Origin of the sequence: Lederbergia wuyishanensis (assembly GCF_022900255.1) — a bacterium.
Lineage (GTDB): Bacteria > Bacillota > Bacilli > Bacillales > Bacillaceae_C > Lederbergia > Lederbergia wuyishanensis.
Genome location: NZ_JALIRM010000013.1, coordinates 72426 through 89164 on the forward strand (window position 1 = coordinate 72426; position 16739 = coordinate 89164).

At 36.8% G+C, this 16739-nt stretch carries 18 protein-coding genes; 3 read left to right on the plus strand and 15 right to left on the minus strand.

What is annotated here, in order from left to right:
• Positions 1–50 precede the first annotated feature (50 nt).
• The 10 genes from MT489_RS17340 to MT489_RS17385 all read right to left on the minus strand — a co-directional run bounded on the left by MT489_RS17340 (position 51) and on the right by MT489_RS17385 (position 7791).
• Complete coding sequence (locus MT489_RS17340; RefSeq protein WP_244682830.1) at positions 51–497, minus strand: MarR family winged helix-turn-helix transcriptional regulator; 447 nt, start codon at positions 495–497, stop codon at positions 51–53.
• A gap of 211 nt (positions 498–708) precedes the next feature.
• The gene (locus MT489_RS22365; RefSeq protein WP_244682831.1) at positions 709–1632 is read right to left on the minus strand and encodes a type II secretion system F family protein; all 924 of its coding nucleotides are present in this window, start codon (positions 1630–1632) and stop codon (positions 709–711) included.
• A gap of 2 nt (positions 1633–1634) precedes the next feature.
• Positions 1635–2603: a type II secretion system F family protein gene (locus MT489_RS17350; RefSeq protein ID WP_244682832.1), complete on the minus strand. Its 969-nt coding sequence runs from the start codon at positions 2601–2603 to the stop codon at positions 1635–1637.
• Complete coding sequence (locus MT489_RS17355; RefSeq protein ID WP_244682833.1) at positions 2604–3935, minus strand: TadA family conjugal transfer-associated ATPase; 1332 nt, start codon at positions 3933–3935, stop codon at positions 2604–2606.
• Entirely contained in the window at positions 3935–5110 is a 1176-nt protein-coding gene (locus MT489_RS17360) for a CpaE/TadZ family protein (RefSeq protein ID WP_244682834.1), read from the minus strand. Before MT489_RS17360 ends, MT489_RS17355 begins: the two co-directional genes overlap by 1 nt.
• Positions 5110–5688: a Flp pilus assembly protein CpaB gene (gene cpaB / locus MT489_RS17365; RefSeq protein WP_244682835.1), complete on the minus strand. Its 579-nt coding sequence runs from the start codon at positions 5686–5688 to the stop codon at positions 5110–5112. Before cpaB ends, MT489_RS17360 begins: the two co-directional genes overlap by 1 nt.
• A gap of 26 nt (positions 5689–5714) precedes the next feature.
• Positions 5715–6653: a pilus assembly protein TadG-related protein gene (locus tag MT489_RS17370; protein WP_244682836.1), complete on the minus strand. Its 939-nt coding sequence runs from the start codon at positions 6651–6653 to the stop codon at positions 5715–5717.
• The gene (locus MT489_RS17375) at positions 6653–7030 is read right to left on the minus strand and encodes a TadE/TadG family type IV pilus assembly protein (protein ID WP_244682837.1); all 378 of its coding nucleotides are present in this window, start codon (positions 7028–7030) and stop codon (positions 6653–6655) included. The genes MT489_RS17370 and MT489_RS17375 overlap by 1 nt, the downstream gene beginning before the upstream one ends.
• On the minus strand, positions 7027–7533 hold the full coding sequence (locus MT489_RS17380; RefSeq protein WP_244682838.1) for an A24 family peptidase: 507 nt from the start codon (positions 7531–7533) through the stop codon (positions 7027–7029). The genes MT489_RS17375 and MT489_RS17380 overlap by 4 nt, the downstream gene beginning before the upstream one ends.
• 78 nt (positions 7534–7611) lie before the next feature.
• Positions 7612–7791, minus strand: coding sequence for a Flp family type IVb pilin (locus MT489_RS17385; protein ID WP_244682839.1), 180 nt, complete (start codon positions 7789–7791; stop codon positions 7612–7614).
• Between the two features lie 240 nt (positions 7792–8031).
• Between MT489_RS17385 and MT489_RS17390 the strand changes: the two genes are divergently transcribed.
• Complete coding sequence (locus tag MT489_RS17390) at positions 8032–8358, plus strand: DUF192 domain-containing protein (RefSeq protein WP_244682840.1); 327 nt, start codon at positions 8032–8034, stop codon at positions 8356–8358.
• Positions 8359–8412: 54 nt separating this feature from the next.
• Here MT489_RS17390 and MT489_RS17395 read toward each other — a convergent pair whose 3' ends face one another.
• Together MT489_RS17395 and MT489_RS17400 are read right to left on the minus strand one after the other, a co-directional pair.
• Positions 8413–9342, minus strand: a complete 930-nt coding sequence (locus MT489_RS17395) for a metallophosphoesterase family protein (RefSeq protein WP_244682841.1) — start codon at positions 9340–9342, stop codon at positions 8413–8415.
• Positions 9343–9366: 24 nt separating this feature from the next.
• A complete protein-coding gene (locus MT489_RS17400; RefSeq protein ID WP_244682842.1) occupies positions 9367–10581 on the minus strand; it encodes an MFS transporter in 1215 nt (404 codons plus the stop codon).
• A gap of 312 nt (positions 10582–10893) precedes the next feature.
• Here MT489_RS17400 and MT489_RS17405 point away from each other — a divergent pair, with 312 nt between their 5' ends.
• Positions 10894–12408, plus strand: a complete 1515-nt coding sequence (locus MT489_RS17405) for an ATP-binding protein (RefSeq protein WP_244682843.1) — start codon at positions 10894–10896, stop codon at positions 12406–12408.
• Between the two features lie 18 nt (positions 12409–12426).
• On the opposite strand, the gene MT489_RS17410 is transcribed toward MT489_RS17405, so the two are convergent.
• From MT489_RS17410 to MT489_RS17420, 3 genes are all read right to left on the minus strand, one after another.
• Positions 12427–12966, minus strand: a complete 540-nt coding sequence (locus tag MT489_RS17410; protein ID WP_244682844.1) for a GNAT family N-acetyltransferase — start codon at positions 12964–12966, stop codon at positions 12427–12429.
• A gap of 132 nt (positions 12967–13098) precedes the next feature.
• Positions 13099–14565, minus strand: a complete 1467-nt coding sequence (locus tag MT489_RS17415; protein ID WP_244682845.1) for a sulfatase family protein — start codon at positions 14563–14565, stop codon at positions 13099–13101.
• A gap of 20 nt (positions 14566–14585) precedes the next feature.
• The gene (locus tag MT489_RS17420) at positions 14586–15305 is read right to left on the minus strand and encodes a sulfite exporter TauE/SafE family protein (RefSeq protein ID WP_244682846.1); all 720 of its coding nucleotides are present in this window, start codon (positions 15303–15305) and stop codon (positions 14586–14588) included.
• Positions 15306–15457: 152 nt separating this feature from the next.
• On the opposite strand from MT489_RS17420, the gene MT489_RS17425 reads away from it, so the two are divergent.
• Positions 15458–16384 carry an aldo/keto reductase gene (locus tag MT489_RS17425; protein ID WP_244682847.1) on the plus strand — a complete coding sequence of 309 codons (927 nt, stop codon included), beginning with the start codon at positions 15458–15460 and terminating at the stop codon, positions 16382–16384.
• The last annotated feature ends 355 nt before the right edge of the window (positions 16385–16739 follow it).

Sequence of the window (16739 nt, forward strand, 5' to 3'; positions counted from 1 at the left end):
TATTTCCCTCCAATTACTCTTTATATAGCGAACCTAAGTATTTATGAGGATTACTTCTTATCTTCAAATGTCGCAGAAAGATTTACCTTAAATCTTTCCAAAAGTTCAACGACCAATTGCTGTTCTTCTTTACTAAACTTTGAAAAAGGATCAAAAAGCAATTCAACTCCAGCATTTGTTATCATCTCTAAATGATTCTTTCCCGCATCGTTCAACATCACGATTTTTGTACGTCCATCCTGTGGGTCAGTCGTTCTTTGCACAAGACCTGCTAGCTCCATGCGGTCAATCATTTGTGACATGGAACTTGAGCGGACTTCTAATTTTCCAGCTAATTCTCCGATTGTACAAGGCTTTTTCCATAGATGGCGTAATATAAACCATTGAGTCTTTGTAATTCCTTGCGGGGATGCTTGATCACGTACATTTCGTTTTAACATTCTTCCCACATATTGAACTGCATCTATAAAACGTTCTAAATTTTCAGTTTCTTTCAATTGGTTTCACCTCATTTGAAATAGATTATATAGCTATCCTACATATTATGCAAGCGCATTCTTTTTAAAAAAATCCCTAGCTCTTACCTACTCGGCGACACACAATGTTCTGAAAAGCATGACCCAGTATATGATCTCGAGCCGATAGCACTTAATACCTGGCTAAAAAAGCATAAAGTGCCTAGCTATGACAATACTAGGCACTTTAACTTTAAAACACATGTTGCAATAAATAAATAATCAACGGACCCATTAACACGATAAAAATCGCCGGAAAAATAAAGAGCATCATGGGAAAAACCATTTTTACAGGTGCCTTCATTGCTTGTTCCCTCGCTAACTGTGTTCGTTGCTCCCTTATTCTTTCCGTTAATGAGCGTAGAACCTTGGCCATTCCTACACCAAGCATATCAGCCTGGATCAGTGAAGTAATCACACTTTGAAATTGATGAACAGGAACTCGGGCTCTTAAATCCGAGAAAGCTTCCCTTCTAGACTTTCCAAGTTTCATATCCTCTAACGTTTGTAAAAATTCTTCAGAAAGCGGTCCCTTCATTTGATTGCACACTTTTAGAAGGGAAGCATCAAGTCCCATTCCAGCCTCAATCGATAAATTGACCATATCGAAAAAATCAGGCATTTTCTTTTGAATTTCTAGTCTTCGCTTTTTGATGATGACGCTTAAATAAAATGCTGGATAATACATGCCAAGAGCAGCAATAATTCCGGCCAGTAGAGAACTCGATAGAGGATTTGCATCAGCTTTATTCATCAATAAGTAAAAAATAAAGAATAAAACTCCTCCAATGATGAGCTGCAAAAACCGGAAATCAATGGGTGTTAGTTTAAGAGGATAACCAGCTTCTCTTAACTTTTTTTCCAAATCTTTTTTTCTTGAAGAGGTCGTTTTCTGATCAAGAAATTTTTTTATTCGATCACTGACCGTTTTCAAAAATAAAAATTTTGGTTCACTTTGCTTCTTTTGCTTTATTTCTTCCTTTACTTTTTTCGTATTGAAATAGTGATTGATTCTCTTAGAGATAATGATTTCTTTTTTATATAAAAGACTCAGAAGGCCCCCAATGACTAATGTGAAAAATAGAGAACTAAATAGGATAAAATATATCGTAACCACATTTACACCTCAATGTGTACTATCTTTTTTATAAATAACCACCCTAGCAATATATTAAGACAGCCCATAATCACCATTGCCCAACCTAAAGGATGTGAGAACAACATTTGAAAATATTCTGGATTTACAAGTTTAATATAAAGAGCTAAGGCTACAGGCAGAATAGTAATGACCACTGCAGACATTCTTCCTTGTGCTGTTAATGTTTTTACCTCTTCCTTAACTCTTGTACGGTCGATAATTGTTTCCTGCATCGTCTCCATTAAATAAGCCAAATTCCCACCGCTCTGCCTCTGGATAAGCAACGTATTTAAGACGAGATCCAACTCTTTATCCGGAAGCCTTTCTAATAAACTTTGAAAAGCTTCTTCAACAGGGATCCCATAATTAATATCTTGCAATGCTTTCGTAAATTCTGGCCCAAGCGGATCCTCGATTTCACTTGCCACCATCTTCATCGCCTGCATAAAGCTAAAGCCAGCCCTTAACGCATTAGCCATTGTACCTAAGGCTGAACCAAGCTGTTCCGAACATTTTTGTAGTCGTTTTTTTCGTTTATTTTTGATATAGATAGTCGGCAAGTAAAAGCCTATTACCCCGCAAACTATAATGACTAGCATATGAAAATCGCGGACATAACCAAAAAACATACATAATAGCCCAACAAGAAACCTCCCAATGATCAATTCTCCTGGAGACAACTTCACCCCAGATTGTATAAGGAGATGCTCTTGTTTGGAAAGGTTAAAAATGGATTCAATTCCTTTTGCCGCCGTGGTAATAAAGGAACTCTTTTTCCGCCTCGGTGCCTCTTTTTTCTTCTCTGTCTCGGTTTGGTTTAATGTAAAGACATATTTCCTTAATCTTTTTTCGTATTTTCCTTTTTCAAAAATAAGAGAAAGCAATAGTTTAAAGACAACTGTGCAAATAATGAATGTGGTGGCAATGATCACTGGGATTGAATCGTTCATCTACCATTCCTCCTTAAACAGAGGCCGAACATTGTGTCCTGCTAATTCCAGCTGTTCCACACAATGCGGAATAATTCCTGTCGATACGAATGCTCCAATAACTTTTCCGGTGTTTGGATTATGCTGTTCATTGTAGACGAAAATATCTTGGAGCGTAATGATATCACCTTCCAGCCCTTGAACTTCGGTAATTTTAGTAATTTTCCTTGATCCATCTTTCAATCGTGATTGTTGAACGATTAAGTTAAGTGCGCCGGATATTTGTTCACGAATCGCTCTTACTGGTAAATCAAATCCAGACATTAACACCATCGTTTCAAGTCTAGCCAGCATATCCCTCGGTGAGTTCGCGTGGCCCGTCCCAAGACTCCCATCATGTCCAGTATTCATCGCTTGAAGCATATCGAGCGCTTCTGCACTTCGAACTTCCCCGACGATTATACGATCTGGTCGCATCCGGAGTGAATTTCGTACAAGATCCCGGATGGTAATTTCGCCTTGACCTTCTATATTTCGAGGACGGGATTCTAAAGAAACAACATGATCCTGTGAAAGCTTTAATTCCGCTGCGTCCTCAATTGTTACGATTCGTTCATTTCTCGGAATGAATGAGGAAAGGACATTTAGTGTACTCGTCTTCCCAGATCCAGTTCCTCCACTTATAAATATATTTAACTTTGATTCTACTGCTGCTTTTAAAAAATTGGCCATATTTTCACTTAAAGTGCCCATACGTAATAAGTCGTATATCGTAAATGGTGTATCCGAGAATTTCCGGATTGTAACTGTTGGTCCATTCAATGCAAGTGGCGGAATAATCGCATTTACACGAGAACCGTCTGGTAATCTTGCATCAACCATCGGAACACTTTCATCAATACGTCTTCCAAGCGGCGAAACAATCTTTTCGATTACTCGCAATACATGCATATTATCTCGAAATTGAATCGCCGTTTTTTCAATTTTACCGTTTACCTCTATATAAACATCGTTCGGTCCATTAACCATCACTTCTGTAACCCTTGGATCAGCCAAAAGAGGTGATATGGGGCCAAAACCAGTCAACTCATGAGAAATGTCGCTCATTAACTGCTTTTTTTCCTCAAATGTAAGCTGTTCCCCTTCTATTTCTAGAAAATCATTTGCGAGTGTTTCGATTAAAAGATCCATGTCCTTATCTTGGTTTTCTGGCTTTTTTATTTCATCAACGAGATGGTTATGAAGCTTCACTTCTAAGTCCGTTAACTTTGATAAGGATCTTGTTTTTATGAAGTTTTCTTTTCGTTCTTTAACCTCATGAGTGGGACCGCCCAATCTAGTCAGTAAAGACATTATGCATGCCCCCCAGCTTGGACTAGTTTTCTTGCCTTATGCTTTTTCGCTCCAATCCGCACTTCTGGTTTAACTAAAGATTCCGCTATTTTACGAAAGTTCTTTGATAGTTTTGATCTTGGGTATAAGTAAAAGAGAGGTTGCCCTTCGTTAACGGAAGCAATCATTTTTTTCTCCATTGTAGGGAGAGCAGCGAATATTTTTTTGCCTACTACTTTTTCAACTGTCTGTGATGTGATTCCCTTCACTTTCATTTGTCTGTTTAATATTATCTTCGTCCGTTCCGCTAAATGAAGTGATTCTAGTGTTTCGATGAGCATTCTACTATTTTTAAGCGTTGGTAAATCGAAATACGTCATCACCAGAATTTCATCTGAATTTTCCAATGCAACAATCACATTTTCATCCATATGGCACGATACATCAATAATGACGATATCATATTGTTTTTTTAATGTATGAATTGCCTTTCTAACATGGTTGCCTGTAATGACTTCCGCAAACTCCGGACGCTGTGGTGCTGCTAAAATTGAAATTCCATTTTTATACGGAGTCATGAAGTTATCAATTTGCAGTCCTTCCGTATCTTCTTTAATCCAGTCATAGATTGTCAGTTTCGGCTTCACATCCATAAACATAGCGATATCTCCAAATTGGAGGTCTAAATCAATCACTGCTACTTTTTCGGATTTCTTAGCAAAAGAAGCAGCTAAATTTACCGCGACAGTCGTTTTACCAACTCCCCCTTTGGTACTTGCTACAGTAATAACCTTTGCATTCTTTTCTTCTCTTGTTAGAGGAACTTGATGTGTATACTTTCTATTTGAAATAGCAAGCTGGATATCTTCTTTAATTCTGGCTAAAGTGGAGGTAAGAAAAATAACATCTGCTGCTCCTGCTCGTAAAACTTGCTTCATATCAGGATCACGTTCTGAATGAAACACTAATAACACGGTTGATTTCGGGAATCGTTGAGTAACATTTCGGCATAATATATAAACATCGTAATGGTCTGAAGGAGGTAACACTACAATCCCACTGTCTGTAGATTTCAGTAAATCAAATAATTTGTATTCATTCGTAGCCCATCCGATTTCATAACCAAGACTGACAGAAACTTCTTCTAGCTTAGAAATTACATCATCATTTTCAGCCATTGAAAAAATTCTCACCATTATCTAAACACCCCTTCGTGTAAATCATCTTCATGGATATGCATATGTTTTGGCTCAACCTTGTCATCGCCTTCACTTCTAAGCATTAAATACAAGTCATAATTTGTGGCAAATCCCAAAGCAAGTCCTTCTTTCGGAGTGACTTCTATCGTAACCATTTGGTATCTCTTCTTTGTTTCTTCATCATCTGCAGCATGTCCAATCGCAAGGATCTTAACATTTTGTAAAAGAAGTGTCGCGGCGTCATGTTGCTTTTCCTTGTATTCCTCTGGTACTTTCATGACCGCAACGACATCCACAAAAGAGCCAGGGGTAATAAAGCCGGCTACACCTTGTGGATCTTGAACGGCAACACTCATTGCACGTTTTCCATTAGATATTGAAATGATTTCATTCTTTTTGGGTTCCTCTACTTCTATTTTCTCTGGCACTTTTTTTTCTTTATCTTTTGCATCCGCTACTTCTGTCGCTGCCGGTGGTGCGGACTTTTTAGGTTCTCCGCTGACCATCATAAACATCATTAACGTGGCTAAAACTCCAAAAACCATTGCAAATAGCCAAATTTTCTTGGTATTCATGTGTTCACCTGCTTTCTAATATATTATTAGTTAACGAGCTTTACAGTTGAAATTCCAAAGTTTTCTCCTGAACCGTATTCCCCTGGGCTATACATATCGATAAATCGTCCTTTTACTGACTTATCGTTTCCGTTTGGTTGAATACTCTCAATCCAAAAAGCAGCAAATCCGATAATCTTAACCTTCGACTTTCCATCTAATCCTGTAAATGTTTTAACAATCGGCACAGTCACAACCCGACTGCATGTATCGTCAGCGGTTGTATATGACGAGCAATGTGGTTTAGTGTTATCTTGTCCAATTCGATATTCAAAAGCGGATTTCACATTCCCCCATGATAAACCCGTTTTCGTATACTCAAATTCTTCATTTACTTCTCTGTTTGCTCCATGCATAATCCCATCTTTTAGATCCGATCCACCTGGACCATTGATTGCCAGAAAACCAAAGTTTCCGTTAACAGAAGAATTGTCAGGATTCCCAGCTTGGAAATGCATTGTATACGAGTCTCCCGGATTATACACTACATCCTCCATAGCAACGGGAATAATCCCCTCTCCTTTTATTAACGAAAGAATTTCAGCCTTTGCAAATGCACCTACATCACTATCACTAAATCCTAGTACTCTAGCAAATGTCAGCTGTTTGTTAACTGTCTTTTTTATTTCAATAATATTGCCTGTCGCTTCCACTTCATCGGATGTCACAGTGTACCCATTTTGGTTAGCTATATGAATAGCTACATTTTCAGCCTCATTCTCAGAAACTTTCAAACTTTGTGCACCGGCTAAAACAGCGGCATCCAAAGCTTTCTGAAGACGACTTTTTTCGAAGTATAGACTCCCAACATCCACGACAAATGCAGTAAAGCCAATAAGCATAAACATTCCTAGCGAAACAAGAATCATAGAGACACCGCTTTGCTCTTTTAAAATTCTTGTAATTATCTGAAGTAGCTTTTTCATTACTCCACCCTCATGACCGTTTTATTCTCTAAATCGATATCCTTAACTGCTTGACCAAGAATTGGCGTAATTAAGTCAATTTTATATTTCAACGTAATGGTTACATCAGTTCCGCTGGGGCGATTTGCTTTACCTGAGGGGGAAATAGTAGGAATCACTCCACTTCCAAGACTAGTAGTAGAACTTGTAATCTTGCTATTTATTTCAAAGTCTTCTTTCCCAATTGCTGCATCCCTTGCGGCTTCTCTTCCCGCATGATCAAGTGTTAAGTAAGCATGAAATACTCTTCCAAAATCGACGATTCCAAAAAGTAGCATAATTAGTATAGGAAGAACTAAAGCTGTTTCTACCAAAGATTGACCTTTTTGTGACTTCATATGTAAATCTCCCTTAATAATGTTAAGAAAGCACCGACGGCGATTGGGATTGCGTATGGAATTGAAACTGATTGTGTATCGCTAGTAAATTGAAGTGATCCTTTTGCTCCCTTTAAGTAAACAAAAGAGAATACCATATTCTTAAGAGTAAAACCAAGCTGCTTTCTTTTTAGCAAAATTAATAATGCAATAAATCCTCCAACAACTCCGGCTAATAGACCTGTATAAAGAACAAACATCATTCCTTTCCACGCTCCTATTGCTGCAAGTAGCTTTACATCCCCAGCTCCGATTCCTCCCAATAGAAATGGGATGAGCAATAACCCTAATCCCACTAAGAACCCTAGACCGCTGAAAGACAAACCCTGAAAACCAGATGTAAACGAGTGAAAGATGAGAGCAACTAGAATGGCAGGCAGAGTGACAACATTAAAAATTTTTCTACTACGAAGATCTGTAATGATGGAAATAGTGAGGATGAGAATAAGTGCTGTACTTGACATGTCAATTCTCCTTTATTATGAAAATGAGCCCCGCCGGAGCGGGGCTATAGGTATTTCATAGAAATACATATTTGCTTATTATTCCGGAGCTGCTACTCCCAATGCAGTTAATATGGCATCAAAGTATTCTTTTAACTTTGGCCCAATGAGTGCTATTGATCCGATACAAAAGACTGCAATAAGTCCAACCAACAACCCATACTCCGTCAATGCTTGTCCTTCTTCTTCCTTGAAAAGTCTCATTACTTGATTCATCATTGTTTACTTCCCCCTATAAAATTGTTTTTTGATGTTTTGTTCTGTATAAAGAACTTAACTGTAGTATATAGTGAACATAGTTAAATGGAAATAGTCAAATTCACCCATTTGTTCTATATAGTGAACTTTTATCTTTCATTATCTCTTTTTTCCTCTCTTTTTCTCACTATTTCAATTTTTATAAAGAACATTTTGTTCTGTATAATGAAAGTTGATAATGGGTCTAAAGGAGTGATATTTATGCAAGCAAAAGAGATTCAACTGCCGTTAATCATTCATAGAGCGGATACATCGTGGAAACGTTTGAAGGGGTTATTGTTTTATAAAGAACCAATAATGGAGGAAGGGCTTCTTATTACTCCGTGCAATTCAATTCATATGTTTTTTATGAGATTTGCCATTGATGTCGTTTTTCTAGATCAAGCGAACAAAGTAGTGAAAGTTGTATCTGGTTTGAAACCTTGGAAAATGATCCCACCTGTAAGCAACGCTTATGCAACATTGGAGCTACCAACAGGAACGATTGCAAACCAACAAATTTCTATAGGAGATACGATTTCCTTATAATTGAACAAAAAAAGCGGATGTTGGCTATCACTCAACATCCGCTTCTTGTTTATATTAATTTTCCTTTTTTCCCTTATGCTTGTAATGCGAAACCACTCTTCCATCGCCTATTCGAACCCAACTATCAAACTCGCGTTTTCCTTCATATAATTGGATAACACGGCCTCCACGCTCAAGCCCTCCGTATACATTGTACCCAACAGAACGACCGTAGCATAAAGAGATTCCATAAAGCTCCCCGCAAAAATCGTTATCATGGTCATGACCAACAAACGTACCCATAACGTCTCCTGTTTCAAGCATCGCTGCAAATAATCCACTATTGATTTTTGGTGAGCAGATCATTTCATTTTTAATCCCAGACATTTTCCCATATTTAAAAACATCATTGTATTCAGGTAAAGGGATATGAAAAAATGCCAGTGCCGGAAGAGATTCTCCGTTTTCCCTTACATACTTCTTAGATTCTTCCATATACCATTGAACTTGATCATGATGGATCCACTCATAACCTCCTATATTTCCAGGAGCATAAGCACCGGAGTCCATAAAATATAAAACAGATTCCATTTCATTATTACTCGCTGAATGAACAGGTAGAGAATAATTACCTACCCCATGAATATGATTCGGACCTGACTGTGCCAACGAATTTGCGTAGCCCTCTTGAATGTTAAATAGTTCTTCTCTCGTTATATTTGCTTCAGAGTCATGATTCCCGTACACAATCGCAAAAGGAATATTCCACTTATCAATATGGTCAAGTACTCTTCGATATGATTTTTCAGGCTGATCGACACCTTCACTCCAAATTAAATCACCAGTAATTGCAATTAAATCTGGCATTTCAGCTTCTATTACTTTATCAATTACTTTAAATGTCTTAATGTCCTCCGCTTTTTCTATATCGCCACCAATATGTAAATCTGTAAACTGAAGAATTTTAAATGTACCATCATAGCGAAACTTTAATTGTTCTCCCATTGTTTAGCCCCCTCAAATATATGTTCAAAATCCTAACCCTTCTACCGATTGACTTTTCACCTTTTGCCTTCGATGCTCTTTTAACCAAAAGAGAAATGCCATGAATAATAGCAAACTAGTAAACCAATATAGCCAAGGAAGACCGACAAAATCTAATACAATGAAACTTAATAACGGCCCTACAGCGGCTCCAAGATCTGCAAATAAAGTGTAATACGTCATTGTTTTTATGGCTAGCGGACCTTTTGATAAGTCAGCAGCCAAAGAATCGCTCGTTGTAATTAAAAAAGTACAGACCATTTGAAAAGCTAATATCATAATAAATAAAAAGAAGAAATTTCCTAAAATTGGTATGATGGCTAGAAACATGGATCCACCTAATAGAGCAATAGTTAAAAGCGGAATTCTTCCAAATTTAAGATCGGACCACTTACCAATAGTAGGAGCTAAAAATGGATCAAACCCCATTTTGATCGATTGTACTACTCCCGTAACCGCTGCTGCTCCGATAGTCATTCCCCATATCAAAACAGTTCCTTCCATATGAAACTCAATCAATTTACTAATCGTAGTGAAAAAGACGCCATACACAACGAAAGCCACAAATAACCCGTTGAATAACACTTTTCTATGTTGTGCACTTCTTATAATAGAACCAGTTTTCTTCTCATCAGAATGCTCAACGTTTGATACATTAGGAATAAATTTAATTGCGAGTGGTATAGTTAAAGCAGCCAGAACTGCAAACCCTGTCGTAATCGGAGGAATGCCAATCAAATCACATAATAAACCACCAATTAACATTCCAAACAGGGTTCCTAATCCCCAAAGTCCATTATATAAGCCGATTAACTGTCCTCTCGTTTTTCCATCACTGCTTGAAATAACGGTTAAATATCCTCCAAGACGTAAAAAGGACCATGCGACGCCCCATAAAATCCGGACTAACAAAAGTAGCCAAAAACCTTTCAATATTCCATACGAATAGGTTGAAACCGATGCCAGAATAATGGCAAATAAAACCCCTGTACGCTTGCTGATTTTATGATAACACCAGCCTACAACAGAATTAATCGGAATCCTGACAAAACGATTAATAGAAAGAAGGACTCCCACTTGCCACAACGAATCTAACCCAAAGAATTTCCAGTAGATAGGTAGGACAATAAATAACATTTCATTCCCCAGCAAACAGATAGCTGTTATTAAAGCAATCGTAATAACTGGTCTTTTTTTCAAAACGAACTCCTGCATTTTAGCAATCCCTTCCCTCTATTATAAAAATCCGATCGTAAAATTATGAGCACCAATTTATTGGGACTGGAATTGCTTTTATATAATACTTAAAACAATATACAATAATTCGTCTGTTATTTCCTACATTTTTTTGCGTAAAAATATTTATAGGAAAATGGTTTCAAGTCGAATGACATTGTCATCCCCTTTTTAAGTTCAAAAACTGTAATATTATTTTAAAAAAATAAATAAGCGTGTAAATAATTGTCGAATAATGGTAATATTAGAGAATAACGTTTAAGGGGAAGATCCTCGTTGCTTAAGTCGAATATCTTAAGGCTTGCAAAAAAATGGTTGATTTATCTAATGGTTACGTTGGTGCCTTCTATCATTATTAGTTGCATGCTAACTAACCAAAATATGGAAAATCAAAAATCAAAATATAAATTTAAAGCCCACCAAAGCGCAAAAATCCATGCAAATAATTTAAGTAACTTTATTGGAGAAACGATTGGTAGAGTAGAAATGCTGGCCACTTTGATCAATACTCAGCATGATGACTTAAATAATATATATGAAATCTTAAAAGAAACGCATGAGCAGGACGATCGTTTTTCGGGTCTTTATCTAGTTGACCCTAAAGGGGATTTAGTCGTTAGCTCAAATCCTTTAAATCATTATGTCAATGTAAGCGACAGGCCTTATTTTCAAGAGTCTATTAAAACAGGGAAAACAACATTTTCAGAAACACATTTTGGACGTGTAACAAAACGATTTGTTATAACAGTAGCTATTCCTATTAGTCCAGATGCCATAACAAAAGGGGTATTGCTCGTCAGCATAAGACTAGATGAAGTAGAAAAATCCATTAAAAGTATATTAAAAGATGAAATTATCGTTGTTACTAATGTGGATGGAAAAACTGAAATTGAAACTAGTAAACCTATTCCAAATAAACATTATATTAATGCCAGTGCTGATATTACACAACTTCCATGGACGATTACTGCAAAAGTATTAAACGATGAAGCCAAGTCATTTTGGGATTCCTTTATGTTTTTCCTTGTTTTAGTATTATTTATAATGAATTTATTATATCTATTAGTTCATTACTATCTGTTGAACAAAAAAGGGAAAAAAGAGCGAGCACAAATGGAGCATCAAAAGATAGAGTTGCTCGGAAAGCTTGCAGCTAGTACAGCGCATGAAATTCGAAATCCGCTGACTGGGATAAAGGGGCTAATCTCCCTATTGAGTGAAGAAAGTAAAGATCAAAAAGCACAATTTTACTATGGGGTCATTCAAAATGAGATTACTCGCATCAATGCAATTGTCAGTGAATTACTATTGCTCGGGCGTCCAACAGCATATACATTTGAAATATCAGATGCGAATAACATCGTAAGAGAAATTGAACCAATTATACAATCTGAGACTAATTATATGAATGTGGGATTGACGATAAAATACTCCAAGGATGAATTGCCAATATCTTGTGTAAAGGACCAAATAAAGCAAGTTTTGCTCAATCTTACGAAGAATTCACTACATGCTATCGAAGGAGCAGACGGAACATTATCAATTACTCTAGAAAAAGTAGATGACGACTGTGTTATTCAAGTGATTGACAATGGGAAAGGGATTCCTGGGGAGAAAATTAATGAGGTATTTAATCCTTTCTTTACAATGAAAGAGGAAGGCTCGGGGTTAGGCTTAACAGTATGTAAAAAAATAATAGATTCCCATAACGGAACTATTGATATTCATAGCGTGGTAAATAAAGGGACTCAAGTTGAAATTCGCATCCCGATCCACAAATCGGAAAAATAAGGAGATAGAATCCTCTCCTTATTTTTTTATTTGTTTATGAAAAATAAAAATAACCTCGTCTGGATTATGTTTTAAACGTAATTGTTCTTTAATCTTTTTGCCTGTTTCATAATCCTCGATGTTCACTCTTTCAAGTTCTTCGTGATTATAGTTTTTTGCTACAAGTTCATATGGTTGAAAACCATTTTTCAAATAAAATCGTTCTACCTTTACATCATCTGCAGAACCTAGACCGAGTTTTGTATAACCTAAATGTTCTACTGCTTTTTCAAATTCCTCGATAAGCTTAGAGCCAATTCCTTTTCGCGCATATCCTTTTTCCTCGTCTAAATTTACCGCTATTCCATCAAGCTGTATCGCCTGAATATCCCTTTTGGACGGACTACCATAACAAACTCCTACTAGTTCCCGGTCATTCATTGCAACCAGGTATAGATCGTGATTACTCTCTACCCTTAACGTAAATTCCTGGATACTCTCATCATCTAAGTATTCACATTGAAAGGCATAAGCTTTTTCGTAGTCTTCCTTTTTAATGGGGTTGATTTCTATATTCATAATCTACCTCGGAATTATTATTTTTAAAAACCTTTTTCGTTCCACATACCTTTGTTTAAGTGCAATCAATAGATTAGGAGCATAAATATCACATTTGCCTACCCAGTACCTATATACGCCAATTTCAATTAATTAAAATCTAGCATCTGGTCTATGACGAACAACATCAGAAGTAGCCAAATGAAACGTTAGTAAGCGATCCTTCATTTTCCTTAAAACATCAGCAAGTTCTGGATCATTTATTCGATTGTGAACTTCATGAGGATCAGCAGTTAGATCATATAATTCATCTTGTTCATATAATCTTTGTACATATTTGTAGTCCTTCGTCCGACACATGATCGCTTTCGTATGCTCTGGTCCTTCACTTCTTTGCATTTTTAATCGCGGATAATATAACGCTCCTGGCTGTTGTTGGTCGAGTGCCTCTAATTCCATACAATGCGTTTCGCCGTGGAGTCTTCCTCCTTCGGAAAATACTGCATCCCTATGTTCATCAATCTCCCCAGCAATAATCGGAAGAAGTGATTTACCAAAATGAGTATGCTCTGGCACAAATCCAAGCATGTCTTCTACAGTTGCCGGGAAATCAATTAATTCAACAAGAGCATCGCGCACCCCTGGTTTGATTGGAACGTTTTTAGGCGGTTTGATGATAAACGGTACCCTCGTTAAACAATCTTCAAAGGTATTTTGATTTTTTTCAGCTAAATTAAAATCTCCAGTATAGTCGCCATGATCAGAGAAGAAGAAAATAGCAGTATCATCATACAATCCTGCTTCTTTTAAAGCATCCATAACCAAGCCAAACTGATGATCAACTCGAGCACACATACCGTAGTATGTTGCTCTTAATTCAGTCCAGTTCTCTTCAGACCATGATTCTAAATTTTGGATTTCGGCAATTCCCTTCAACATACTTGCCTTTCCTTCAAACTCTTTAGGCGGTTTCACTCTTTCAGGAAGCTTACTGCGATCAATCAAACTAAACCAAGGTTCTTCTACTGCATAAGGTGGATGCGGATACAAAATTGGTAGATAAATACACAATGGTTTATCCTTCGGCGCATTTTTTATCTGCTCGATTGCACCATGAATATAACCCCAATCATTTTCAGCAAATCCTTTCAAACCATGGTTGTCATCTACTTGTCCACCAAAAAAAGAGTAGTATCCAGGGCTATCTTGATTCCCACGCCAATCAGAATTGCTTGTATACTTCGGAAAATCTGGTACATATTTTTCATCACAGTACTCAGAGAAATCCACATCGTTAGGAATTAAATCATTTTTTCCACCCCACCATACGTAGTAACCCATCTTTTTTAAAGTCCGCAATAATACAGGGTCTTCAGGCTGCATCATATGAAAAATAGTCCGATTCCCTTTTATATGTGGGTACCAGCCGCTCATAAAAGAACAACGACTTGGTGTACAAACTGGATTTTGACAAAAGGTACGCTCAAACGATACCGCTTCAGTTTCAACCAATCGATCAAGATTAGGTGTGACAGCTGCTGGATTGCCTAAATGTCCCATCACATCTCCTCGCCATTGATCCGGATTAAAAATAACGATATGCGGCAATTTTTTTGACATCTTCTTTCCCTCCAAGAAAATCATTTCAGACTCTCTATTAATAAATAACAACCAGTAAAAAGAAGGATTATATAAGTAAAGATCCTAAACAAACGTTGATTTATTTTTACGAATAAAAGCTGTCCAAAATACAATCCTATAATGACAAATGGCAATGCATACCCGCTTGATATCCAAATAGTTTTATTCGTACCAGCAAAAATAATCTGCATTAATAAACTAAAAAAATAGATAAATAAATAGAAAGCTAGTGTCGTAGCACGCAATTTTTCCTTTTTGGAATCTATTCCTGAAAAATATAGTAATAAAGGCGGTCCCGGCATTCCTATACTTGTAGTTAGCATTCCAGATAAACTACCTGCCGAAAGGTCTCTTCCTTTTGTTTGTCGTATCCTTACTTTAAAAATAAGCAAAAACGTGAGCATTAAAATAATGATGCTAATTCCGAATTTCAGTTTATTCATGTCTGATAATAAAAAGACGATAATTCCAACTGGTAGTCCGGCAACGCTTCCAATAACGAATCTCTTTAACACACTATAATCAATATCGTTACGTATCTTGTAAATTAACGAACATGAAATGATTAAAGACAAAACTAGATTGATTTGAATAGCTTCTTTAGCTTCAAAAATCATAAGTAGAAATGGTGTAGCTAAAATTGAAAAACCAAAGCCTGTGCTCGTTTGTAAAATAGAAGCAACTAAGATGATGGCAATAAAAATGATGACTGTATCCAAGCAAGCACCTTCTTTTTATCTTGTGTTCTTTATTATATCACTTAAATTGTTGATGATTATGAATTTTTAGTATTTCCGAAACATATTAATTGACCTAATGGGCTGCTTATGGCTTATTGTAATAGTAGTAACATAAATAAGGGGGATTTTACGTGAAGTACTTTCCAATTAAGAACACTAATTTAAACGTTTCCAATATTGTCATGGGGAATATGCGTATTACACAGCTTTCTCTTACTGAAATTGAAAACTTAATTCGCACTGCAATGGATGAAGGAATCAATTTCTTCGATCATGCCGATATTTACGGCGGTGGAAAATGTGAGGAATTATTTGCTGAAGCAATCCAAATGAACTCCAGCATTCGTGAAAAAATGATTTTACAAAGCAAATGTGGTATTAACACGAAAGATAACTATTTTAACTTTTCAAAGGAACATATCATTTCCTCCGTTGAAGGTATTTTAGATCGTTTAAAAACGGATTACCTTGATATTTTGCTTCTACACCGTCCCGATCCATTAATGGAGCCTGAAGAAGTAGCTGAGGCTTTTGATGAGTTACATAATAGCGGAAAAGTAAAGTATTTTGGGGTATCGAACCACAATCCTTTACAGATTGAATTACTTCAAAAATATGTTTCTCAAAAATTAGTCGTGAATCAGCTTCAACTAAGCATTGCGCATACTCCAATGATTGATTCCGGGATAGCGTTAAATATGAATATCGACCAATCAGTCAATCGCGACAGCAGCATATTGGAATATTGCCGCCTTCATGACATCACGATTCAAGCATGGTCGCCTTACCAAACTGGTTTCTTTAATGGACCATTCTTAGGCGACACGGAAAACTTCCCTGAGTTAAATGAAGTCATTGATAAAATTGCTGAAAAATACGAAGTAACCAATACAGCAATTGCGACTGCATGGATTACACGTCATCCTGCAAATATTCAAGTGGTGCTTGGAACAACGAATGCTGGGCGTTTAAGTGACGCTTGTAAAGGTTCTGAAATTCCACTTACAAGAGACGAGTGGTATCAAATTTACAAAGCAGCTGGGAATATGGTTCCTTAAATTTATTTGATATATGGAAAAGGGGTCCGTTTCGGGTTTTTACACTCTGAAACGGACTCTTTTTTAAGTGCTCGCGTTTTATGTTAGTGGCATCACTTTTTGCTTTACATATTCTAATATAGGATTTAGGTTCTCTATTAGTAGTTTCGGCAATTCTATTAGACGATTCGGACACTCTATTAGATGTTTCGCGATTCTATTAGACGATTGGGCACTCTATTAGATCTTTCGTGATTCTATTAGACGATTGGGATACTCTATTAGATGTTTTGCGATTCTATTAGACGGGCCATGCTTTCTATTAGATGATTTGTCCTGCCTATTAGACGATTTCAATTCAATTAGTTTCGCTTGG